Below are 22001 nucleotides of genomic sequence, written 5' to 3'. Positions count from 1 at the left end.
GTTGTTTTACCATGGTCAACGTGACCGATTGTGCCCACGTTAACGTGTGGCTTATTACGTTCAAACTTAGCCTTAGCCATGAGATCTTCCTTTTTAAACTACTCATGGAGGATCACTCCATGAGCACTTGGTTTTAAACTATGAATTAGTTGGGCTTATAGTAATCGAAAGATTACTCGTCGTCACCTTTTTTACCACCAGCTTGGAACTTAGCAATGATGCCTTCAGCCACGTTACGTGGAGTTTCAGCATATTTAGCAAATTCCATAGAGTAAGTCGCACGACCTTGAGACATAGAACGCATGTGTGTTGCGTAACCGAACATCTCAGAAAGTGGAACTTCAGCACGGATTGCTTTAGTACCGCCAGGTAAATCGTCCATACCTTGAACCATACCACGACGACGGTTTAAGTCACCCATGATATCGCCCATGTAGTCTTCTGGAGTTTCTACTTCAACTTTCATGATAGGTTCAAGAAGAACAGGATCTGCTTTCATGAAACCATCACGGAATGCGTAAGAACCCGCCATTTTGAACGATAATTCGTCAGAGTCGACATCATGGTAAGAACCATCGAACAATGTCGCTTTGATGCCAACAACTGGGTAACCAGCTAGGACACCATTCTTCATACGTTCTTGAATACCTTTGTCTACAGCACCAAAGAATTCTTTAGGTACAACACCACCAACAACTTCTTCAGCGAACTCGTAGTCTTTACCAGCTTCAGGATCCATTGGCTCTAAACGTACATATACGTGACCGAATTTACCTTTACCACCAGTTTGACGAACAAACTTACCTTCTTGCTCAACAGATTTTTTAATCGTTTCGCGGTAAGCAACCATTGGTTTACCAATGTTCGCTTCAACACCGAATTCACGCTTCATACGGTCAACGATGATGTCAAGGTGAAGCTCACCCATACCAGCAATAATAGTCTGACCAGATTCTTCATCAGTACGAACGCGGAATGATGGATCTTCTTTCGCCAAGCGGCCCAAAGCAACTGACATTTTTTCTTGGTCAGCTTTAGTTTTAGGTTCAACTGCAAGTGCAATTACTGGCTCTGGGAATTCCATACGCTCCAATGTGATTACGTTGTTTTCATCACAAAGTGTATCACCTGTAGTCGTATCTTTAAGACCTACACATGCCGCGATATCGCCCGCACGAATTTCTTCGATGTCATGACGGTCATTAGCGTGCATCTGTACAATACGACCAACACGTTCACGTTTAGATTTAACAGGGTTATAAACTGCACTACCAGCTTTTAGAACACCTGAGTAAACACGAACGAATGTCAAGTTACCAACGAATTTGTCGTTCATAATTTTGAACGCAAGCGCAGCAAACGGTGCTTCATCAGACGCTTCACGAGAACCTTCTGTCTCATCTTTGTCGTCTAAGATACCTTTAATTGCTTCAACGTCAGTAGGTGCTGGTAAGAATTCAATAACAGCATCCAACATACGTTGAACACCTTTGTTTTTGAACGCTGAACCACAAAGCATTGGTTGAATTTCATTCAACAATGTACGTGCACGAAGACCACCGATGATTTCTTCTTTAGTCAAATCACCTTCTTCTAGGTACTTATCCATGAGTTCTTCTGATGCTTCTGCAGCAGCTTCAACCATGTTCGTACGCCATTCTTGAGCAAGCTCAACAAGGTCAGCAGGAATTTCACCGTATTCAAACTTCATACCTTGAGATGCTTCATCCCAGATAATCGCTTTCATTTCGATAAGGTCTACTACACCTTGGAAGTTTTCTTCTGCGCCAACAGGAATCACGATTGGCACTGGATTACCACCAAGACGTGTTTTTACTTGTTCAACAGCACGGAAGAAGTTTGCACCAGTACGGTCCATTTTGTTAACGAACGCAATACGAGGTACTTTATATTTATTTGCTTGACGCCATACAGTTTCTGACTGAGGTTGTACACCACCTACAGCACAGTAAACCATGCACGCGCCGTCAAGAACACGCATAGAACGCTCAACTTCGATCGTGAAGTCAACGTGTCCCGGTGTGTCAATTACGTTAATACGGTGTTGTTCGAACTGGTTACCCATACCTTTCCAGAAGCAAGTTACTGCTGCTGAAGTAATAGTAATACCACGTTCTTGCTCTTGTTCCATCCAGTCAGTTGTTGCTGAACCTTCGTGAGTTTCACCTAGTTTGTGGCTCTCACCTGTGTAGAACAAAATACGTTCAGAAGTCGTTGTTTTACCAGCATCAATGTGTGCTGAGATACCAATGTTACGGTAACGAGAAATTGGGGTTTGACGAGCCATGATTTCTTGCATTCCTAAATTTTGTTGTTTAAAACAGGACGCTTTAAGCTGCTGAGCAGCTTAAAGCGATTCGATGACAAATCAGTGAAACCCGACTTACCACCCTCCTGAATAGGGGCTGTTTTATCCGCTTAGAAACGGTAGTGAGAGAAGGCTTTGTTGGCTTCAGCCATACGATGCACATCTTCACGTTTCTTGATCGCTGAACCTTTACCTTCAGCTGCGTCAAGCAACTCACCAGCAAGGCGTAACGCCATAGTTTTTTCAGAACGCTTAGCAGCAGCATCTACTAACCAACGCATCGCTAAAGCAGTACGACGGGATGGGCGTACTTCCATAGGAACTTGGTATGTAGCACCACCAACACGGCGTGCTTTTACTTCGACCATAGGACGAACTTTTTCAAGAGTAGTCTCGAAAAATTCAACTGGGTCTACTTTAGATTTTTCTTGAACGCGGTCTAAAGCACCGTAAACGATACTTTCAGCAATAGATTTTTTACCATCTTGCATTACGTGGTTCATGAACTTAGCGATTGTTTGGCTGCCGAACTTAGGATCCGGAAGGATTTCACGAGCAGCGACTACGCGACGTCTTGGCATTTTAATACTACCTATAAATATGACACTTCAGGTTTATCCAGCAGCAGTACAAAGTGTCATGTACTATTCGCTGGCCTTACTACACGTCGCTTGAATTTCACAAAATTAAATGCAGAAATCAGACAAGCGAGACGATAAAGGATTGCAGTTCTATACGTTTAAGAAAATGATCTAGTTAGATTATTTCTTAGGACGCTTAGTACCGTATTTAGAACGAGACTGGTTACGATCTTTAACACCAGCACAGTCTAAAGAACCACGAACGGTATGGTAACGTACACCTGGTAAGTCTTTAACACGACCACCACGGATAAGAACAACACTGTGCTCTTGTAGGTTATGGCCTTCACCACCGATATAGCTAGATACTTCAAAACCTGAAGTTAAGCGAACACGGCAAACTTTACGCATTGCTGAGTTAGGTTTTTTAGGTGTAGTTGTGTAAACACGTGTACAAACACCACGACGTTGTGGACAAGCCTTCAACGCAGGAACTTTTGATTTTTCAATCAAAGTCGTACGACCCTTACGGATCAACTGATTTGTTGTTGCCATGTGGCAATTCTCCCGTTAATAAAAAGCCCCAAAAAATACTACTTTTTGAGGGCATGCAATTGTAAGCCAAGAAGTAAAAATGGTCAACATTCAACATGACATCAAATATTGACCATTGTGTGCTTACAACGAAATTTTCAGAATGATTTGATCAACCATTCATAACTAAATTTATTGTTTTTTCTGTGACGTAGGTAGTGAGTTTGCTGCTTCGTCTTTCTTTTTTGAATTACGACGCTTAGGGGGCGCTTTTACCTGCACAATAGGTTCGCCTTGAGGCTGGTCTTTATCAGCGTCTTGAACACTTTCATTAGAAGCCGATTCCACATGTTTTTCAGCTAAGGCCTTAAGACCATCCTCAACACTGACCACTTCTTCTTTTTCAGACTCGGTAGATTTTGCTTCAATTTTAATTGCTGAAATTGAATCATTATGAACTGCAGACTCATCAACTTGAATAGACTCTTCTCCTTCAAGTTTTTTTGCAAACTCTTCAACCTCAACCACTAACTCATTATTGATTGACACTGCGGAATTCAATGCGAGTGAAGATTGCTTTAATAATTCTGTACCGCGCTCAAAGGCCTCCTGAACAGATACCTGCTCATCTGGATGTTGGAGAATGTACTTCTGTGCTCCTGAAAAAACAGCTCTAGCTTTAGTATGAGCCTCTTCCACCAAACGCCAGCTATATACTGCACCAATACCAGCACCAGCCACAGGTGCTAATTTAGATAAAATTGAAATTTGAGGAATCTGATTCAACCAATTCCATTTATAACCACCTTCAGGATTACTCAGCCAATTTTTTAAAGCCGTGAAGTCGTTACTAGAGCCCAATAGGGTTTGTAGCTGATGAGTATCTTGTGTTTCCAATAAATTTGCGACTGTTCTTAATGCCACTAAAAGTGTTTGCTTTTCCGCAATAACACCTAAATCGACTTGTTTGAATACATACTCAACGATCTCTTGCTCTTGACGATGATTAAGTTCAAAACCGTGCGCGCGCCCTTCTTGGTAAATACTACGCAACGTAAATGCCAACGAGAAAGGAATATCGATGGCCGTACCAACTACGCCAGTCGCACCAGACACTGCCCCCTGAACCGCTGCAATCAACTTATTTTGATTGGCTAATGCTTCACCGATACGATTCGCACGATCAGGGCTTGATTTAAGTTCATCCAAGCTTTTTGCACCAACTTCCTTTAATACATGCTCAACTGAACTTAACTCAGAAACAAAATCATTCAATTTATCAAAAAAATAATCTGCAACTTTGTTGTTTAAGTCTGGAGAGATAAAAGAAGCAACATTATTTAATTTACTGTAATGACGACCAAAAATTTTTTGAGAAACTTGAGGGACATGATCACGAAATAATTGTTGAGGGGTTTCGTACTTTTTTTGTTCAGTCATTTTTCTCTCATCTAAAGTTATGTCAATAATTTTTTGTGGATCAGGTTGTTGCGTCAATTTCGCAATTGATCCTGGTGCAACATGTTGTGCCAGTTCAAATCCAGTAGCACTGAGCTTTTTAGCCACTCCAAATGCTTTTAATACCAGTCCGCTAGATTGCTTATTATTAGAATTTGCCATTTACAACCCTCCTTCGCATTTATCACTTATGTTTAAAATTCTATGTGCAGTCAAGAGTTATCTCAACTTTATCGTGTTTTATTCGGTTGCAATATAGTGAACATATCTGCCAATAAGCGTTTTAACGCTGCGATATTGATTTGCCATAAGAATTTAAAATAGATTCTGATATCATGATACGAATTTTTGACAAGATCTTATGGACTTTTACATCCAATCAAATCGATGTGAATTTTTCCATAAAATGACTTCACCATAATAGGGAATTGTAAATGAAACGTGTTGTAATCACTGGTATGGGCATTAACTCATGCATTGGTAATACATTAGAAGATGTAAATCATGCCTTACAAAATGGTATTTCAGGCACACGTTTTAACCCAACTTATGCTGAACTTAATTTTAAAAGTCATGTTAGTGCTGCAGCGGAACAAAATTTTGACGGTATTGACCGTAAACTGAAACGCTTTATGGGTGTATGTGCGATGTATGCCTATAACGCTGCAGTCGCTGCGGTTGAAAATGCGGGTCTAACCGCTGAAGATCTTGCGGGCAATCCTCGTTATGGTATTGCGGGTGGTTCAGGCGGCAACTCTACAGCTTCTGTCGCTGAAATGATTGAACTTCTTGAAGAGAAAGGCGCACGTAAAATTGGCCCTTTCTTTGTTCCACGCAATATGTCAAATACTATTACAGCTAACGTTGGTGTGGCATTCAAATTACAAGGTATCGCTCACTCTATTACAAGTGCTTGTGCAACCTCAGCTGATGCCATTGGTTACGCATACAACCTGATTCAACTTGGCAAACAGGATCTAATGCTCGCTGGTGGTGGTGAAGAAGACCATTGGTCACAAAGTCTATTATTTGATGCAATGGGTGCTTTATGCTCAAAATATAATGACTCACCAGAAACCGCTTCTCGCCCTTACTCTGCTGATCGTGATGGTTTTGTCATTGCTGGCGGCGGTGGTTTCGTGGTACTTGAATCTCTTGAGCATGCTCAAGCGCGCGGTGCAAATATTCTTGCTGAAGTCGTTGCATATGCAGCCAACTCTGATGGTGCTGATATGGTCGCACCATCAGGTGAAGGTGCAACACGTTGCATCTTGATGGCACTTGATGAAGCAAAACAGCATGGTGTTGAAAAAATTGATTATGTAAATACACACGGCACATCTACACCAGCTGGTGATGTGACTGAATTGAAAGCAATGGAACGCGCATTCGGTGAAGGTCAAGTACCACCTTTAAGTTCAACAAAATCTATGACAGGTCATAGCTTAGGCGCTGCAGGTGTACAAGAAGCGATTTACTCTATTCTCATGATGCAGAATGACTTTATTGCACCAAATATCAACGTTACTGAGCTTGATGAAGGTGCAAAACCATTTGATATCGTACTTGAAAAACGCGATACAAAACTGAATACTGTAATGAGTAACAGTTTTGGTTTCGGCGGCGTAAATGCCTGCCTCATTTTCAAGAAATGGGAAGGCTAATTTAATTCCGCCCATAATGGGTGATTAGATGGATGCTCCTTCAGATGCTTTCCTATGGGTAAAAGCATTACATATTATTGCTGTGGTATGTTGGTTCGCTGCTTTGTTCTATCTACCACGGCTTTATGTTTATCATGCGATGAGTGACGATGCCATAAGTCATCAACGCTTTGAAGTCATGGAACGTAAGCTTTATCGTGGCATTATGTGGCCTGCGATGATCGCAACATTGATCACTGCACATTTTTTAGTGGACTGGGGTGATGCAACTCGACATTATCATGAAGCTTTATGGTTTTATTTAAAAGTTGGTTTAGTCGGATTACTGGTCATATACCACCTAGTGTGTGGATATTACCGTAAAAAACTCATTGATAATGCACACTATAAAAGTCATAAGTTCTGGCGCTATTTCAACGAAATGCCCACATTGATCTTATTCGCAGTTGTAATTTTAGTTGTGGTCAAACCTACATTCTAACTAAAGAATATAAAAAAACCTCCATTCGTGGAGGTTTTTTCTTTCTCTAAAAATTAATTATGGTTACGCTTACGCATACGTGGTTTATAAAGAACACGGTATGTTACAGCCAACAGAATTAACCAGATTGGGCTAATCATCAAAGCTTTAAGCGTGTCTGGCTCTAAACTTAAAATGATTAATGCAAATAGCAAAAATGCCAATACAACGTATGACATTGCCACTCCACCCGGCATTTTAAAATTCGACTTTTCATGTAGCTCAGGTCGCAATTTACGGTAGCGTATATAGCACACCATGATAATCGCCCAAATACTAATGAAAAGAATCACACACAGCGAACTTGCTAATGTAAAAGCTTCCATCGTATTTGGCACAAAATACTGAAATGCTGCACCGGCCATAATAAATGTACATGAAAAGATTAATCCCTTAGCAGGTACGGCACGACTTGAAAGTTCTGCTAGCTTTTGAGGGGCTTGGCCGTCACGGGCCAATCCAAATAACATTCGACTGGTAGAAAAGACACCACTGTTCATGGAAGACATCACAGAAGACAAAACCACTAGGTTCATAATCACAGCAGCTGAACCAATACCCGCAAATAAGAATAATGTGACAAATGGACTTTGATCTGCTGGGATATTGATCCAAGGTGTCACAGACATAATCATGATCAACGAAAGCACATAGAAAATAATAATACGTGTCGGAATAGCATTAACCGCTTTTGGTAAATTTTTTTCAGGATCTTTGGTTTCCGCAGCCATCGTCCCGAGTAACTCTACACCAACAAAGGCAAACATTGCGATTTGAAAGCCTGCCAAAAAGCCCATGGATCCTTTCGGGAACATTCCACCATGAGACCAAATGTTACTGAAGCTTGCAACAGCACCACTTGGTGACTGAAAACTCGTAAACACCATGAAGGCACCCACCAAGATCAATCCAATAATGGCTAGAATTTTGATTAATGCAAACCAAAACTCAATTTCACCAAAAAGTTTTACAGTGACTAAGTTAATTGCGAGTATGAATAAGACACATCCTGCACTAATCGCTGCTTGCCCCATTGGGGTAAACATTTGATCTGGAGGTAACCAAAAACTGAGATAATTGATAATTGCTGCTAAATCAGCAATACCGACCAAAATCCATCCCAGCCAATAGGACCAACCAATATAATACCCTGCACCTGGTCCAATGAGATCATGTGCCATATCAATAAATGATTTGTAGTGCAGATTAGATAAAAGAATTTCACCAAGGGCACGCATCAAGAAAAAAAACATGGCACCAATAATCATATAAATGATGATGATTGAAGGTCCTGCAAGTGAAATCGTTTTTCCTGAGCCCATAAACAACCCTGTACCAATCGCTCCACCGATGGCGATGAGTTGTAAATGTCGATTTGAAAGCTTACGCTGTAATTCATTGGGAGATGATTGTTCATCAATATTTGTGGTTGTCATTATTCAACATCCTTTTACACCATCTAATCTAATCGATCAGCCTAAATTCCGCTTCAAACTGAGATTCGAGAGATTTTGTTATTATGAGAGGAGCCATAAATGACTCTTCCTCGTGAATTCTTACTTATATTCAGTTATTTCAATGCAGCAATCACTGCGATTTCAATTAACCATTCTGGATTAACTAAGTCAGCCTGAATGGTTGCTCGTGATGGTGGTATTGAATCCTCCATCCATTCAATCCAAATTTGATTGAAGATTTGAAAATCTTCCAAATTCTTCACGAAAACTTGTGCTGACAATAAACGAGATTTATCTGTGCCTACTTGAGCCAAAAGAGCGTCGATCGTATTCAGCACATCTTTCGTTTGTAAGGCGATATCAGGCGTCGTAATCTTAGGTACTTGACCAGAAAGATAAGCCACTTGATTAAAGACTGTAACTGCACTCATCACGCCATTACTATTGAATTTTTGAATATCCTGATTTTGCATATTAATTCCTTGATTACTCAGTATCGATCCTAGTGTTGATCGTTGAATTTTTAACATTAAATTTCTAGAACAAATGGAACCCGCGTCGTTACGCCACACATTAACTCATATCCCACAGTACTCGCTCCTGCAGCGACCTCATCAATCGGTAACAAACTTCCATACTTTGAGACGCCCCACAGTACGACTTCACTGCCAATTTTTGCATCTTCAATATGCGTGATATCAACAGCTAGCATGTCCATACTTACACGACCAATTAAAGAAGTTTTTTGCCCATTCACAAGCACTGCTGTGCCAGATTGAGTAATCCGTTGATATCCATCTGCATATCCACAAGCGACAATGCCAATTTTCATAGCTTGTTCTGCAAAAAATGTCGATCCATAGCCAATACTTTGCTGAGGATTAATTTCTTGAATCGCAATCAATTCACTTCTTAAAGACATTGTTGGTTTTAAGTCCCAATCTTGAATAGTATGGGTTGGATAATCCGGTGAACTCCCATACAACATAATGCCACTACGTACAATGTTAGAGTGGACATGATTGGCATGTCTAAGAATGGCTGCGCTATTACTTACTGAGCAAGGACCACCTAAAGCACTGACGATTTGATTGAATACTGAAATTTGATAGTCAACGCCAACCTGATTCAAGCGCTCGCCATCAGCATCAGAAAAATGTGTCATGTGAGTGATTGATGACACTTGCGGCAATTCAGTTAACAGACTCCAAATTTCAGAGTAACGTTGAGGTTGGAATCCTAAACGATTCATGCCACTGTTCATTTTCAGAAAAATATTAAAATGAGCATCTAAACCGCACCGATTAATCCATTCGACTTGAATCTCATTATGAACGGTAAATTGAAGTTCCAAATCATGACACAACTGTAAATCCGCTTCTTGAAAGATACCTTCCAAAAGCAAAATTGGGCCTTTCCAACCTAAATCTCGAACTCGTTGTGCTTCACTCAGCTCTAGAAGTGCAATCCCATCAGCATCCTTTAAGGCTGAATAAATGCGCTCGATCCCATGGCCATAAGCATTAGCTTTAACAACAGCAAAAACTTGGGCATTCGGTACATGTTGCTTAGCAACTTTCAAATTATGCTTGATCGCGTTTAAGTGAATAACAGCCTGTATTGGGCGAGACATATTCCTTGTCCTATTATTTATTTTTTAATAGCAAACCACGCAGCCTTTATGCTGCGTGGTTATAACGTTGAATTGAAAGTCCATCGGTACTAATCTCTGGAGTCCGATTCAGCACTAAATCACTAATCAGCTTTCCAGAACCACATGCCATAGTCCAACCGAGCGTGCCATGTCCAGTATTTAAAAATAGATTCTTATATTTCGTCGCACCGATAATAGGCGTACTGTCTGGCGTCATTGGTCGTAGTCCCGTCCAGAAGCTGGCTTGTGCCATATCTCCACCTGGGAACAAATCACGCGTTACCATCTCTAAGGTGCCACGGCGATCCTCATTTAACTCTTTATTAAAACCACTTAACTCAGCCATCCCACCAACACGAATTCGTTGATCAAAACGAGTTATTGCAATCTTGTAGGTTTCATCCAATACGGTTGATTGAGGCGCATATTGCGCATCCACGATAGGTATAGTTAATGAATATCCCTTTACTGGATAAATGGGCAAATCTAGACCTAATGGTTTAATAAAATCTCGTGAATAGCTACCGAAGGCAAGTACATAACGATCTGCTGTAAGTACTTGACCGTCGACAACAACGCCTTTAATTTCATCACCTTCAACTACGAGTTTTTCAACATTTTGATTAAATTTAAACTCAACACCAATACCTTTTGCATATTCAGCAAGCGCGTTGGTAAAGATATAGCAATCGCCAGTCTCATCATTTGGAAGATGTAAACCACCGACCAATTTGTCTTTAACTTCCGCTAAAGCAGGCTCAACTCGACCTAGACCTTCACGATCTAATAACTCAAATTCGACACCTGTTTCTTTTAAAACTTCAATGTCTCGTTGAACTGCGTCTAATTGCGCATCCTTACGAAAAATTTGTAATGTTCCTTTTGAACGATTCTCATAAGATATGCCAATATTTTCGCGTAATTCTCTTAAACAATCTCGACTGTATTCAGCAACACGTACCATACGCTCTTTATTGATAGCGTAATGTGCCGCATTGCAGTTCTTCAACATTTGAGCCATCCATTTCAGCTGCCACAAGCTTCCATCTACATTAATTGCTAATGGTGCATGATGTTGAAACATCCATTTAACCGCTTTAAATGGAATTCCTGGTGCGGCCCATGGTGTAGAATACCCAGGAGAAATCTGTCCTGCATTGCCAAAACTCGTTTCTTCGGCAGGACCTGATTGACGATCTAATACAGTGACGCTTGCTCCTTGTTGCGCTAGGTAATACGCACTTGCAACACCAATGACACCACTACCTAATACAATAACGCGCATGAACTATCCCTCAGCACTGTGTAGTTTATTTCACTAGTATATTTTTGCTTTAATAGTTTTTTTCACTCTTTTAAACGTTATAATTTAGGTAATTTAAGGGTTTTATCCTAAAAAAATTAAAAAATAAGGAAATTATTCATGCGGAAATTAGATCGCACTGATCGTATGATATTAGATATTCTGCAAAAGGACGGTCGTATCGCCATTAGTGAACTGGCTGCAAAAGTAAATCTTTCTACAACCCCTTGCTCAGAAAGAGTCAAAAGACTAGAACGAGATGGCATTATTATGGGCTATTACGCCCGATTAAATCCGGAGTTATTGGAGCGTAATTTACTCGTCTTTCTAGAAATTAAATTATCGGCGAAATCTGGAGACGTTTTTGATCAAGTCGCCAAGAATTTAGTTGAGATACCTGAGGTATTAGAGTGTCATTTAATTTCAGGTGAATTCGATTACTTGGTGAAAGCGAGACTAAAAGAAATGAGTGCTTATCGCCAACTACTGGGTGACCTGCTTAAAATGCTTCCCTCCTCTGCATCCTCCCATAGTTACATCGTGATGGAAGAGGTCAAAGAGTCCTTGTACTTGGATCTAAGCTAAGCTACGAAGAGCAATCTCTTGAGAGTTGCTCTTGAGCCCAAATTTCGGCTTAGATTAATCAACGTAATTTAAAATTTGATGGAAAGCTTGAATTCTGGCTTTGGGTGCAGCAGCGGCTAACTCTGCATCACTGCCATAACCGTATTCCACCGCAATCGTTTCAATCCCATTTTTTCGAGCACCGATAATGTCATGCTCTCGGTCCCCTACCATTAAACAGGTTTCTGGCTTAATTTTTTCTCGCTCTAAAATATATGCAATAAGTTCAGCTTTATTGGTGCGGTCACCATTTAACTCACTGCCATAGGCACAATCAAAATACGGTGTGAGATTGAAATGTTCAAGAATTTTCTGGGCATACACCTCAGGCTTTGCAGTAGCTAAAAACAATCTGTAACCTTTGTTCTTAAGTGTTGCCAATGTCTCTGCTACATCTTCAAATAATAAATTTTCAAATAAACCTTTTACAGCAAAGCGTTCACGATAACCAAGTAAAGCCTGTTCCGCCAAATCATCATTCACATCAACCTTCAAAATTTTGGCCAACGAGGCTTTTAAAGGTGGTCCAATAATCCAATCAATATTCTCATCCTCCGCGATAAGATGACCTACTTTTTCTAAACCATAACGTGCAGAAGTCGTAATACCCACTTTAGGATCAGTTAGCGTTCCATCTAAATCAATGAGAATATTTTTAATCATGCTGTACCTTTTTTAGAAATGCTATCGAGACTTCTCAGAAACTTGCCTATACTACTCCAAATTGATCGATGAAGGACATTGTTGTGCGCCCTACTGTATTGTGCTTTTCTGGTTTAGATCCATCTGGTGGTGCTGGCTTACAAGCAGATATTGAAGCAATCGGCCAAAGTGGTGCTCATGCAGCAATCGCATGTACAGCGTTAACCATTCAAAACTCTCAACAAGTTTTTGGATTTGAAGCAACCTCAAAAGATTTACTGCTGGCTCAAGCGAATGCTGTAGTGAACGATCTTCCTATCAAAGTAGTGAAATCTGGCATGCTCGGCACTACCGACAATATCGCCGCTTTGGCAGAATTCCTAAGAGCACATCCTGATTTCCAATACGTACTCGATCCAGTTTTGGTTGCCAATAGTGGTGGCTCATTAGGAAATCAAGCAACATTGGTCAAGGCTTTTGTTGAATTGATTCCTCTTGCTACGATTCTTACACCCAATACCGTTGAACTTCGCGCATTAACAGGCTGTGAAGATTTAGATCAAGCCACACAGAAGTTATTTGAAATGGGTGCTAAAGCTGTATTAGTCAAAGGTGGTCACGAAGACACACCGACTTATATTAGAAATGCACTCTACATTAACGGTGATATGGTCTCTGAAACAAAATGTCCTCGTCTTGAAGGTGAGTATCATGGTTCAGGCTGTTCTCTTGCTAGTTTTATTGCAGGGAGGTTGGCACAAGGTGATCAAATTAAAAATGCAGTTCACCATGCGGAAACATGGCTATTTGGTGTATTAAAACGCGCTGAAATCCCAGTTGAAGGTGGCCAAAGAATTCCAAAACGCTTCTAAATAAAAAGCCCACTGACTGTGGGCTTTTTTATTAATCTTTTAGTCTTTTTTTGACTGATCAGATATGTTCTCTATTGGTTTTCCACGATTTTTGAAGCGCTGCTTTTTCAATACGATATTTAATTCTCTGTAGTCTACGATCATCGATCACTTTCATTTTGTAGCTTTTAACTTCTTCAATCCAACTTTTACCCCAATGAACATGTACAGGAATTGGTGTTTTAAACTCACAATTAGGCACGAAAACCACTAACCCATGTATCGACAGATTTAGATCGATTAAGTCATTTAATAATCCCTCTAAAACCTTTATATGCTTGTAGTTTTGGTGCAATGGATTTTGAAATTTATGGCTGGATTTATAAATTTTTTGAGTCCACATTTTTTGATGTGATGAGCCAAAAATCCAACCTTTATAGTTTTTAGTCTCAATCACAAATATTCCATAAGGACTTAATAAAATATGGTCAATCTGTGTGGTCTGATTGTCCTGATCCAAAAATGTAAGATCATTCAGTAAAATATAGTCCTCATTCAAAAATTTTTTTGCATGATATTGGACAGTGTATTCACCCAATTTTCCTTTGATATAAGGTACAAACATTTTGAATACAGGGATGATTGCTAGAATGAAGATCAACCACCATAACTGCGATATGAGATTAAAAATAATTGTAATTATAGGATTTTCATTAGACATAATTTTTATATTTCATATGTTTATGCTGTTATAACATCACCACTTATCATCTTCAAGCTGCAGCAGCTTAAGCTTATTCTCCACACCACCTGAAAATCCGACCAGCTTGCGATTGGTGCCTATTACACGATGACAAGGTACAATGATCGCGATAGGATTTTTTCCATTGGCCAACCCGACCGCTCGAACCGCTTTTACATTCCCAACATCCTCAGCAATTTGCTTATACGTTCTAGACTCTCCAAAAGGAATTTTTAACAGCGCATTCCATACCGAGCGTTGGAATTCTGTCCCATAAAGTTCTATGGGCAAATCAAATACCTGACGTTGTTTTAAAAAATATTCGCGAAGCTGTGTTTCGGAAATGCATAAAATCTCGTGATCATCCCGCTGAATGACGATTTGATTTCGGATAAACTGAGGAAGTGCATTCTCCCAAGCGACAACAATCAATGCTCGATCATGAGCAACCAATTGAAGTTCACCGACAGGTGTCATTATTTTTTTTAAATAAAATTGAGCCATTCTTTAATCGCCTGTAAGTTGAATCATCTAACTATGTTGATGATAACTTCATCAAGACCAAACCCGAAATAATCAATACTGCAGCGATCATTCTCATTGCATTTGCAGGTTCTCCAAGAATAAAAATCCCAACCACAAATGAACCTACAGCGCCTATGCCTGTCCATACGGTATAAGCTGTCCCGAGTGGTAAAGTTTTCATCGCATGGGAAAGTAAAGCAAAACTTGCGATCATGAAAACGATCGTCAAAATACTGGGTGTCAATTTGGTGAAGCCATCTGAAACTTTCATAAAATAGGCCCAGACCACTTCCAACAACCCTGCAACAATCAAGACTAACCAAGCCAAAATAAACCCTCTCTCAATTAAAAAAGCAGCGTATGGATACGCTGCCTTAAATCTTACGCTGAAGCTAATTTCATCATGACTAAACCTGAAATAATCAGAATAGCCGCAATCATCCGCATTGCTGTCGCAGGCTCACCCAGAATAAAAATGCCGACTAAAAAAGACCCTACTGCACCAATCCCCGTCCAAATCGTATAGGCAGTTCCCAGAGGTAATGTTTTCATGGCATGTGCCAACAACCCAAAACTGAGAACCATAAAAAATAGAGTAATTGCAGTCGGTGTGAATTTAGTAAATCCTTCAGACATTTTCATACTATATGCCCAAACGATCTCAAATAAACCCGCGAGAATAAGAATAAACCAAGCCATGATGCCTGCTCCCAATTAAAATAATTTAAGAGTCAGGCCGTCCTGACGATTTTTCTCAGAGAAATGAGGGAGGTCGTTCCTCCAAATGATGGTTGAATTATATCAACACACGCACAAAATAGGCGCAATTTTACAATTTTTGACCCAAAATACACCTACAAAAAATAGGTCATTATCGGACTAGCTTTTCTAGATTATTTCTGCATTTTTAGGCTATTGCATTACAAAGGCGATCGCTATTGGCAGATGGAAGACTAAATCCGCACCAAATTAGAACACTTCACTGCACTATAGAAAATCACTGGTCTAGGATGTTTAAATTTAAATTGATTTTTTATCTCGCTCTTTTAAGACTTATTCACGAAGATAAGCCAAATAATGAGCAACGAAAATTTCTCCCCCAAACAATTCAACAGAAAGGATAAGAAGATCCATTTTTTGTAAAAAAGGACTCAAATGAGTCCTTTTTATACATTTATTGTCTAATAAACAAACCATTGAACTAAATATGATTATAATCTAATCAAATTATCCAGACTGTTATCAACACAGATATCCACCAAGTTATCCATAAACTTATCCACAGATGTGTGTAGTGTTATACATGTTTCGGATCAAACGTTAATTGAACCTACTTTCGCCAACTCTGCACGCATTTCATCAATTACAGCTTTATAATCTGGCTTTCCGAAAATGGCAGAACCAGCCACAAACATATCAGCACCAGCTTCAGCGATTTCACGAATATTTGCTGGACCAACACCACCATCAACTTCTAAGCGAATATCTTTACCAGATGCATCAATAATTTTGCGTGCTTCACGAAGCTTATCTAGTGTCTTTGGGATAAATTTTTGTCCACCGAAGCCAGGGTTGACGCTCATTAATAAGACTTGATCCACTTTATCCAGTACATAATCAAGGTAATGTAAAGGCGTTGCAGGGTTAAAAACTAAACCTGCTTTAGCACCACCAGCTTTAATCAGCTGCAATGAACGGTCGATATGGTCTGATGCTTCTGGATGAAAAGTGATGATATCTGCACCCGCTTCTAAGAAATCTCCAATCATACGATCGACTGGTTTCACCATAAGATGAACGTCAATTGGGGCCTGAATACCATATTTTTTAAGTGCCTTACATACACCAGCCCCAAAAGTTAAATTTGGTACATAATGATTGTCCATTACATCGAAATGGACCACATCTGCACCTGCTTCAAGTACGTTTTCGACTTCTTCACCTAAGCGAGCGAAATCAGCAGATAAAATCGATGGAGCAATTAAGAATGGCTTGGACATGTCAGGACCTGGCGGGAAATTAGAATTCAAAAGTTGATTATAGCAAAACTTCGTTTATTCATTCCTTCGAAATTACTGCTATTTAAATTTCAACTCAAAATGCAAATCGTTGATAAAAAAATCTTCATGGACGGAATATGACTTATGCAAAGCTATGTTGCATATTCGGAACAACCTTATGGTGAGATGAATGTTAAGATACAATAAATTTCAAGCATTACGGTAAATAATGAAAACAACCACAACGATAGACAGCTCCGAAGCATTACGTATCGCTAAACGATTAAGCAATCATTGGAAACATAAATTTGATGTCGCCAATACCGATGACCAATATCAAATTTTTATGCCAAAAGTGACAGTTGAATTATCAATACAACCTGATCAACTTCATGTCAGTATTGTGAATAAAGAAGAAATATCTTTAGAAGAATTAATACGACTAGAAAATGTCGTGCTTGATCATATCAATCGCATGGTTCAAGCTGACTATCAAGTTATATGGTCTAGAGAAAGTTAAAGAAAAACCGACATAAAGTCGGCTTTTCATTATTGTTGCTGTTTAAATTCAGTAACACGGCGAATTCGTTCTTCAGTGGCAGGATGACTTGCAAAGAGATCAAGAATTTTTGATTGATCTTCGTCTTCTCCCATATCATCACTCATACGTTTTAAAAAGTTTGCAAAATGCACTGTATCCATTTCATGTTTATGCATGAGTTCTAGCGCATACTGATCTGATTCTAACTCAAACTTCCGTGAATATCCTGCACCAATCATGGCAACTGGCAAAGTCGCAATTAAATCCGATCCATCACCAGTGATAGCAATATAAAGTACGCTGAATCCTAGGCTCGAAAGACCTTGTTGTAAGCTGTGACGTTTTAATAAATGTGCTTGTTCATGTGCCAAAACGCCGATAATTTCCTGATCATTCTTGGCAAGCTTCACTAATTCATCGGTGAGATAAATTGTATTGTTTGGCAATGCGAGTGCATTGGCTCCAAGCGAGGTACCTTCCCTAAATTTCAACTGAGCGGGACGACCCTCAGCAACATATTTCAGATAATCCGCGAGAATCCGATCCTGTCTTTGCTGTGATAACTGAGAAGGTTTAGTGTATTCGGCTAAATAAACTTCTGCCTGACCACCCAAACGATTCAGCGTATTTTCTGGCAGCTGGAAAGCAACAATGTACGATGCCGTCGGTATTCCCCATTTAATGACGGAGAAACCAAGTGCGACCACGAAAATAACACTAAAAATAATCAACGATGGTGTACGTTCAAGTTTCCATACTTTTTGATGAAAATTTTTATGCTCAACAGGCAACCATTCAGGAAGCTGACGCTCATGAAATTCAATCCTAGCGTCATGTGTTAACTCTAAAGCTGGATTACGTCGACCAATTTTACCAAGCAATACCATTTCATCTGCATGATAGTAGACTGTTTTCACTTCGCCTTTATCTGTATAACTGACAGCGATACTGTCTTGATGAGCAGGGCGAATCTGTGCTGTAAAAGGCTTAGAAAGAACACCATCATAATATGTCACTGTGAGAGGTTGATTCATTGAATTAACTCCTAAAGTGAAATATCAATATCAAAAATATCACTAATTTCTTCCGCGATGGCACTATGATCACTTTGCGCAATATTCATCATCAGGTTTGGATCATCATTTAATTCTAAGCTCATCGATTCAACTTGGTATCGATAAATGCGAATAGCAGCCCATGCTGACAATAATCCTAAACTTAAGATTCTAGCGATCCAATTACTCGCAACAATCCATGCATAGCGCCATTGATTACAACTGGTCTTAAACTGACTGCTGTTGAGTGTTGTGCTATTCCACGTAGTAATAAAAATTCGTGCCTGTATTAACGGACCAATAAACAACATTCCAATCGCATAAATGGCAAAGATCATCATCAGCATCATATCCATTCCATGACCACTGAGTATTGATAATGTCGAACCACCAAATCCGATGAGCATAAGAATCAATACAAAGAGAATCATGGGAACATATACTGCTCGCATATAACTAGGCCAGTCATTGTTTAATTGAAATTTGAGTTGTCCAACGTACAAATGATTAAGCGTATATTTTTTATAAATCCAAATTGCGACAGGGCTAAATATACCTAATGTAAAAATGGTGATAGCAAGCGCAATTAAAAATTGTTTATAGGCTTCTTTATTCGTGCCAGAAAAATAAAAACGGCTGTTCCCAAATTTACTGTTGCGCGCATTAAATCGAATTGTGGCACGTACCAACCATGGAAGAGCAATATAAATAATCAGTCCACCAAATGCTGCTATCGTCATATCCATATATGAGGCAATCGCAAATATTGCCCAAATGCCAATGGCTATCAGTCGACCAATCAAAATTTTAGTCGGTAAACCAGTAAAATCAAAAAAGCGATGAAAAAATTCGGTATTGTTATAAAAATATCTTAAACGACGTACTTTCGCCCATGGCGCATATAGGCTCAATGTCGCAATCGTCAACAGAATGTTGACGATCCATATGCCAAAGTACTCCATCGCATTGCCATGAAATTTAAATTTAAATACTTTCCCCATATAAATCGGTCGATTTTCATCTGCATCAGATAATGGAAATGGATCGTTGATGAATGGTAAAGGTGCTTGTTCAGCGGAGTGTTCTGATGAATTCATTATTATTTTCTCTGATTATAAAAAATGACATCCCGAGAGATGTCATCATTCAACATGGTTTAAATGTGATATCGCACACATTATAACGAACTTAAGTATGAATATCTTAAAATTCAAATGAGATTAATTTTGCAATTGTAAAGCATGGAATTGCAGATGATCATCAATAAAACTTTGGATAAAGAAGTATCCATGATCATAACCCTCATGCTCCCGCAATGTGAGCTTTTGACCTACGGTTTTACATGATTCAGCAAATAGTGCTGGATTAAGTTGAGCATAAAACTGATCTGCACCCCCCTGATCAATTAAAACTTCGTGATATAGAGCACCCTTAGCTTTCACGAGCTCATTCGCATCATGTGCTTTCCATAACTCACGATCTTCTCCGAGATAAGCTGAAAATGCCTTTTCACCCCATGGACAAATTGATGGCGCACAAATCGGTGCAAATGCTGAGACTGACTTAAATAAGTCTGGATACTTCCAAGCAAGCGTGAGTGCACCGTGTCCTCCCATGCTGTGACCAAAAATACCAATCCCCTCATCCTGTACAGGAAACGATGTAAGAACTAGAGGATACAGCTCCTGTATAAGATACGACTCCATCTGATAATGCTCAGCCCAAGGTGCTTGAGTTGCGTTTAAATAGAATCCAGCCCCTTGCCCTATATCCCAAGAATCCCCGACCGCCACGTCGTCACCACGAGGTGATGTATCTGGAGTAATCAAGATAATTCCCAATTGTGCAGCTAAACGTTGTGCGTGTGCTTTAAGGACAAAAGTTTCTTCAGTACAAGTCAAACCTGCAAGATAGTACAACGCAATACATTTTTGACCTTCGAGTGCCTGTGAAGGTAAAAATACAGAAAATTTAGTGGGATTTTTCAAAAATTTTGAATTGATCTGATAAACACGTTGTTCACCATCAAAACATTTATTCTTTTGAACCAATTCCATTGCACTGCCTCACACATTTAATTTTTAAACATCATCGCATATTCGTAAACTGAGCACTATCACTCTGGTGTTCACTACTTACGGTTGATAATCCAACCTGAGGAAATAACCTCTTTTCAAGTTGCGGCAACATAATTTCCATATTCTTACCAATGACCCATTGTGGCTCTGATGGCATAAACCCTTGTGCATTTTCCCAATGCGCAATATTGATTGATGCATCTTCAAAGGCTTCACGTAAGCTATTTTTTTCACGCATCGCTAAATCAAAGAAAGCACGTCCAAAATAAGTCGAGTCTGCATCATTTGAACAACCAAAAGACTCTCGATCTGCTGCAGCTGCAGTAATGACTAATGTATCTGGCGATTGCAACGCTGGAATAAAACTACCAGAGAAACATGATGAAATCACAATGACTCTCCATCTGATCCCTGATTTATCAAGCGTTTGGCGCAACCATTTTGGATCTATGTCTTCCAAATCAATTGGCGTATTTTCCATTTGAAATTGGTTACTCAATCCATGGGAAGTCATATAAAGAAACAGGACATCACTTTCACGATTCATCTGAGCGCCAATACGTTGCAATGCCAAATCAATACTGGTCTTTGACGCAATTGGATATTCTTCGCGAGTTGCAGGATTATTAATTAACGCAATTGAACGACCAAAGGTTCCGAAACGCGTATCAAATTGATCTTTAAATCTTTGAATTTCCAATTTGAATACATCTTGATAACTTGCACCAGCTACGCCCATAAAATACCAATGCGAGTTCGCGAACTCTCCAAATTGGATCTGTTCAAGCGCCTGATTTAATAATCTGCTTTGCGCGTAAAATGATTGTTCTGAAATACTTGGAGGCGCCTCATCTACCTTCCAAATTGGTTGACTTTGTGACGAAATCTGCCACACAAAAAGTGTAAAAAACGTGGCGATCATGATGAGCAGTCGCTCCCACCAAGGCCATTTTAATTCACGCGAAAAAACCCAAACAACAGCTAAACTTTGCCAAACAAACAATAAAGAAAATATGTGCTGCAAATGATCAACAAGGAAATTAGGTTGATAGTCAAAGTTATTAAAATAATATTGGATAAGACACTGAATCAAAACAATATGTGTGTCTAGTACTAACCAAAGTAATGCTGGCACCAACATCAAACGTGGATTATTAGTACGCTGTGAAAGGAAAATCCCAACAATTAAAGCAATAAATGGCCAGAGCGCATAACTCACTAATCCTTGAGAATTAAATTCTCCAGCACCATTCGATAACAACCAGCTAAATAAAGAGCTCGCTGAACCTCCAAGAATTCCCCAGAAAATAAGTTGAAGAATTGATGGCCTTACAATCTGTAGTGATTTCCTTGAACCTAAAAATAACCAAATCCCTGCAAGCTGGTTACTTTTTAAATCATGCCAAAAGTTAATTGAAGGTTTAAGGTCTATCATAAGATTAC

23 protein-coding genes and 1 pseudogene are annotated in these 22001 nt (G+C 39.5%); 5 read left to right on the top strand and 19 right to left on the bottom strand.

What is annotated here, in order from left to right:
• From AC1M9H_RS13820 to AC1M9H_RS13800, 5 genes and pseudogenes are all read right to left on the bottom strand, one after another.
• Positions 1 to 80: pseudogene (locus AC1M9H_RS13820) on the bottom strand (hypothetical protein); the annotation flags it as partial.
• A 92-nt stretch (positions 81 to 172) separates the two neighbouring features.
• Complete coding sequence (gene fusA / locus AC1M9H_RS13815; RefSeq protein ID WP_035268315.1) at positions 173 to 2308, bottom strand: elongation factor G; 2136 nt, start codon at positions 2306 to 2308, stop codon at positions 173 to 175.
• 131 nt (positions 2309 to 2439) lie between these two features.
• Positions 2440 to 2910 carry a 30S ribosomal protein S7 gene (rpsG, locus tag AC1M9H_RS13810; RefSeq protein WP_004648014.1) on the bottom strand — a complete coding sequence of 157 codons (471 nt, stop codon included), beginning with the start codon at positions 2908 to 2910 and terminating at the stop codon, positions 2440 to 2442.
• A 180-nt stretch (positions 2911 to 3090) separates the two neighbouring features.
• Complete coding sequence (gene rpsL / locus AC1M9H_RS13805; RefSeq protein WP_004648013.1) at positions 3091 to 3465, bottom strand: 30S ribosomal protein S12; 375 nt, start codon at positions 3463 to 3465, stop codon at positions 3091 to 3093.
• A gap of 171 nt (positions 3466 to 3636) precedes the next feature.
• On the bottom strand, positions 3637 to 5064 hold the full coding sequence (locus tag AC1M9H_RS13800; protein ID WP_481592389.1) for an EcsC family protein: 1428 nt from the start codon (positions 5062 to 5064) through the stop codon (positions 3637 to 3639).
• A 272-nt stretch (positions 5065 to 5336) separates the two neighbouring features.
• Here AC1M9H_RS13800 and AC1M9H_RS13795 point away from each other — a divergent pair, with 272 nt between their 5' ends.
• Positions 5337 to 6566 carry a beta-ketoacyl synthase N-terminal-like domain-containing protein gene (locus AC1M9H_RS13795; RefSeq protein ID WP_035268310.1) on the top strand — a complete coding sequence of 410 codons (1230 nt, stop codon included), beginning with the start codon at positions 5337 to 5339 and terminating at the stop codon, positions 6564 to 6566.
• A gap of 28 nt (positions 6567 to 6594) precedes the next feature.
• A complete protein-coding gene (locus tag AC1M9H_RS13790; protein ID WP_481588043.1) occupies positions 6595 to 7047 on the top strand; it encodes a CopD family protein in 453 nt (150 codons plus the stop codon).
• A 53-nt stretch (positions 7048 to 7100) separates the two neighbouring features.
• On the opposite strand, the gene AC1M9H_RS13785 is transcribed toward AC1M9H_RS13790, so the two are convergent.
• From AC1M9H_RS13785 to AC1M9H_RS13770, 4 genes are all read right to left on the bottom strand, one after another.
• On the bottom strand, positions 7101 to 8522 hold the full coding sequence (locus tag AC1M9H_RS13785) for an amino acid permease (RefSeq protein WP_035268305.1): 1422 nt from the start codon (positions 8520 to 8522) through the stop codon (positions 7101 to 7103).
• Between the two features lie 134 nt (positions 8523 to 8656).
• Positions 8657 to 9016, bottom strand: coding sequence for a RidA family protein (locus AC1M9H_RS13780; RefSeq protein WP_035268302.1), 360 nt, complete (start codon positions 9014 to 9016; stop codon positions 8657 to 8659).
• A gap of 56 nt (positions 9017 to 9072) precedes the next feature.
• Positions 9073 to 10176, bottom strand: a complete 1104-nt coding sequence (gene alr, locus AC1M9H_RS13775; protein WP_481613611.1) for an alanine racemase — start codon at positions 10174 to 10176, stop codon at positions 9073 to 9075.
• Positions 10177 to 10222: 46 nt separating this feature from the next.
• The gene (locus AC1M9H_RS13770) at positions 10223 to 11482 is read right to left on the bottom strand and encodes a D-amino acid dehydrogenase (protein ID WP_481592386.1); all 1260 of its coding nucleotides are present in this window, start codon (positions 11480 to 11482) and stop codon (positions 10223 to 10225) included.
• 138 nt (positions 11483 to 11620) lie between these two features.
• Here AC1M9H_RS13770 and AC1M9H_RS13765 point away from each other — a divergent pair, with 138 nt between their 5' ends.
• Positions 11621 to 12085, top strand: a complete 465-nt coding sequence (locus AC1M9H_RS13765; RefSeq protein WP_092768640.1) for a winged helix-turn-helix transcriptional regulator — start codon at positions 11621 to 11623, stop codon at positions 12083 to 12085.
• A 54-nt stretch (positions 12086 to 12139) separates the two neighbouring features.
• Here AC1M9H_RS13765 and AC1M9H_RS13760 read toward each other — a convergent pair whose 3' ends face one another.
• The gene (locus AC1M9H_RS13760) at positions 12140 to 12787 is read right to left on the bottom strand and encodes an HAD-IA family hydrolase (RefSeq protein ID WP_481592385.1); all 648 of its coding nucleotides are present in this window, start codon (positions 12785 to 12787) and stop codon (positions 12140 to 12142) included.
• 83 nt (positions 12788 to 12870) lie between these two features.
• Between AC1M9H_RS13760 and AC1M9H_RS13755 the strand changes: the two genes are divergently transcribed.
• Positions 12871 to 13638 (top strand): hydroxymethylpyrimidine/phosphomethylpyrimidine kinase, encoded by a 768-nt coding sequence (locus AC1M9H_RS13755; RefSeq protein ID WP_035268321.1) that lies wholly within the window; start codon positions 12871 to 12873, stop codon positions 13636 to 13638.
• A gap of 58 nt (positions 13639 to 13696) precedes the next feature.
• Here AC1M9H_RS13755 and AC1M9H_RS13750 read toward each other — a convergent pair whose 3' ends face one another.
• The 5 genes from AC1M9H_RS13750 to rpe all read right to left on the bottom strand — a co-directional run bounded on the left by AC1M9H_RS13750 (position 13697) and on the right by rpe (position 16884).
• Positions 13697 to 14338, bottom strand: a complete 642-nt coding sequence (locus tag AC1M9H_RS13750) for a nuclease-related domain-containing protein (RefSeq protein ID WP_481613610.1) — start codon at positions 14336 to 14338, stop codon at positions 13697 to 13699.
• Positions 14339 to 14374: 36 nt separating this feature from the next.
• Positions 14375 to 14863, bottom strand: a complete 489-nt coding sequence (locus tag AC1M9H_RS13745; RefSeq protein WP_481613609.1) for a methylated-DNA--[protein]-cysteine S-methyltransferase — start codon at positions 14861 to 14863, stop codon at positions 14375 to 14377.
• 31 nt (positions 14864 to 14894) lie between these two features.
• Positions 14895 to 15212: a quaternary ammonium compound efflux SMR transporter SugE gene (gene sugE, locus AC1M9H_RS13740; protein ID WP_180000188.1), complete on the bottom strand. Its 318-nt coding sequence runs from the start codon at positions 15210 to 15212 to the stop codon at positions 14895 to 14897.
• 53 nt (positions 15213 to 15265) lie between these two features.
• Positions 15266 to 15583, bottom strand: a complete 318-nt coding sequence (locus AC1M9H_RS13735) for a DMT family transporter (RefSeq protein ID WP_092768625.1) — start codon at positions 15581 to 15583, stop codon at positions 15266 to 15268.
• A 614-nt stretch (positions 15584 to 16197) separates the two neighbouring features.
• Positions 16198 to 16884 (bottom strand): ribulose-phosphate 3-epimerase, encoded by a 687-nt coding sequence (gene rpe / locus AC1M9H_RS13730; RefSeq protein ID WP_035268285.1) that lies wholly within the window; start codon positions 16882 to 16884, stop codon positions 16198 to 16200.
• A gap of 229 nt (positions 16885 to 17113) precedes the next feature.
• Here rpe and AC1M9H_RS13725 point away from each other — a divergent pair, with 229 nt between their 5' ends.
• Positions 17114 to 17404, top strand: coding sequence for a DUF2218 domain-containing protein (locus AC1M9H_RS13725; RefSeq protein WP_481588036.1), 291 nt, complete (start codon positions 17114 to 17116; stop codon positions 17402 to 17404).
• A 29-nt stretch (positions 17405 to 17433) separates the two neighbouring features.
• Here AC1M9H_RS13725 and AC1M9H_RS13720 read toward each other — a convergent pair whose 3' ends face one another.
• The 4 genes from AC1M9H_RS13720 to AC1M9H_RS13705 form a co-directional block, all read right to left on the bottom strand.
• Positions 17434 to 18459 (bottom strand): M48 family metallopeptidase, encoded by a 1026-nt coding sequence (locus AC1M9H_RS13720; RefSeq protein ID WP_481613608.1) that lies wholly within the window; start codon positions 18457 to 18459, stop codon positions 17434 to 17436.
• An 11-nt stretch (positions 18460 to 18470) separates the two neighbouring features.
• Positions 18471 to 19481 carry a YjgN family protein gene (locus tag AC1M9H_RS13715; protein ID WP_481613612.1) on the bottom strand — a complete coding sequence of 337 codons (1011 nt, stop codon included), beginning with the start codon at positions 19479 to 19481 and terminating at the stop codon, positions 18471 to 18473.
• Positions 19482 to 19700: 219 nt separating this feature from the next.
• Complete coding sequence (gene fghA / locus AC1M9H_RS13710; RefSeq protein ID WP_481613607.1) at positions 19701 to 20537, bottom strand: S-formylglutathione hydrolase; 837 nt, start codon at positions 20535 to 20537, stop codon at positions 19701 to 19703.
• A 31-nt stretch (positions 20538 to 20568) separates the two neighbouring features.
• Entirely contained in the window at positions 20569 to 21993 is a 1425-nt protein-coding gene (locus AC1M9H_RS13705) for a C13 family peptidase (protein WP_481613606.1), read from the bottom strand.
• Positions 21994 to 22001 lie beyond the last annotated feature (8 nt).

It is taken from the genome of Acinetobacter sp. ANC_7512 (assembly GCF_056779935.1).
The sequence above is the reverse complement of the archived record's forward strand: the minus strand, read 5'-3'. Positions and strand labels throughout refer to the sequence as shown.

Bases quoted from the DNA above. Each gene is read 5' to 3' on its own strand.
- fusA (WP_035268315.1), bottom strand. From the start codon at position 2,308: ATGGCTCGTCAAACCCCAATTTCTCGTTACCGTAACATTGGTATCTCA.
- rpsG (WP_004648014.1), bottom strand. From the start codon at position 2,910: ATGCCAAGACGTCGCGTAGTCGCTGCTCGTGAAATCCTTCCGGATCCT.
- rpsL (WP_004648013.1), bottom strand. From the start codon at position 3,465: ATGGCAACAACAAATCAGTTGATCCGTAAGGGTCGTACGACTTTGATT.
- AC1M9H_RS13800 (WP_481592389.1), bottom strand. From the start codon at position 5,064: ATGGCAAATTCTAATAATAAGCAATCTAGCGGACTGGTATTAAAAGCA.
- AC1M9H_RS13795 (WP_035268310.1), top strand. From the start codon at position 5,337: ATGAAACGTGTTGTAATCACTGGTATGGGCATTAACTCATGCATTGGT.
- AC1M9H_RS13790 (WP_481588043.1), top strand. From the start codon at position 6,595: ATGGATGCTCCTTCAGATGCTTTCCTATGGGTAAAAGCATTACATATT.
- AC1M9H_RS13785 (WP_035268305.1), bottom strand. From the start codon at position 8,522: ATGACAACCACAAATATTGATGAACAATCATCTCCCAATGAATTACAG.
- AC1M9H_RS13780 (WP_035268302.1), bottom strand. From the start codon at position 9,016: ATGCAAAATCAGGATATTCAAAAATTCAATAGTAATGGCGTGATGAGT.
- alr (WP_481613611.1), bottom strand. From the start codon at position 10,176: ATGTCTCGCCCAATACAGGCTGTTATTCACTTAAACGCGATCAAGCAT.
- AC1M9H_RS13770 (WP_481592386.1), bottom strand. From the start codon at position 11,482: ATGCGCGTTATTGTATTAGGTAGTGGTGTCATTGGTGTTGCAAGTGCG.
- AC1M9H_RS13765 (WP_092768640.1), top strand. From the start codon at position 11,621: ATGCGGAAATTAGATCGCACTGATCGTATGATATTAGATATTCTGCAA.
- AC1M9H_RS13760 (WP_481592385.1), bottom strand. From the start codon at position 12,787: ATGATTAAAAATATTCTCATTGATTTAGATGGAACGCTAACTGATCCT.
- AC1M9H_RS13750 (WP_481613610.1), bottom strand. From the start codon at position 14,338: ATGTCTAATGAAAATCCTATAATTACAATTATTTTTAATCTCATATCG.
- AC1M9H_RS13745 (WP_481613609.1), bottom strand. From the start codon at position 14,863: ATGGCTCAATTTTATTTAAAAAAAATAATGACACCTGTCGGTGAACTT.
- AC1M9H_RS13735 (WP_092768625.1), bottom strand. From the start codon at position 15,583: ATGGCTTGGTTTATTCTTATTCTCGCGGGTTTATTTGAGATCGTTTGG.
- rpe (WP_035268285.1), bottom strand. From the start codon at position 16,884: ATGTCCAAGCCATTCTTAATTGCTCCATCGATTTTATCTGCTGATTTC.
- AC1M9H_RS13725 (WP_481588036.1), top strand. From the start codon at position 17,114: ATGAAAACAACCACAACGATAGACAGCTCCGAAGCATTACGTATCGCT.
- AC1M9H_RS13720 (WP_481613608.1), bottom strand. From the start codon at position 18,459: ATGAATCAACCTCTCACAGTGACATATTATGATGGTGTTCTTTCTAAG.
- AC1M9H_RS13715 (WP_481613612.1), bottom strand. From the start codon at position 19,481: ATGGGGAAAGTATTTAAATTTAAATTTCATGGCAATGCGATGGAGTAC.
- fghA (WP_481613607.1), bottom strand. From the start codon at position 20,537: ATGGAATTGGTTCAAAAGAATAAATGTTTTGATGGTGAACAACGTGTT.
- AC1M9H_RS13705 (WP_481613606.1), bottom strand. From the start codon at position 21,993: ATGATAGACCTTAAACCTTCAATTAACTTTTGGCATGATTTAAAAAGT.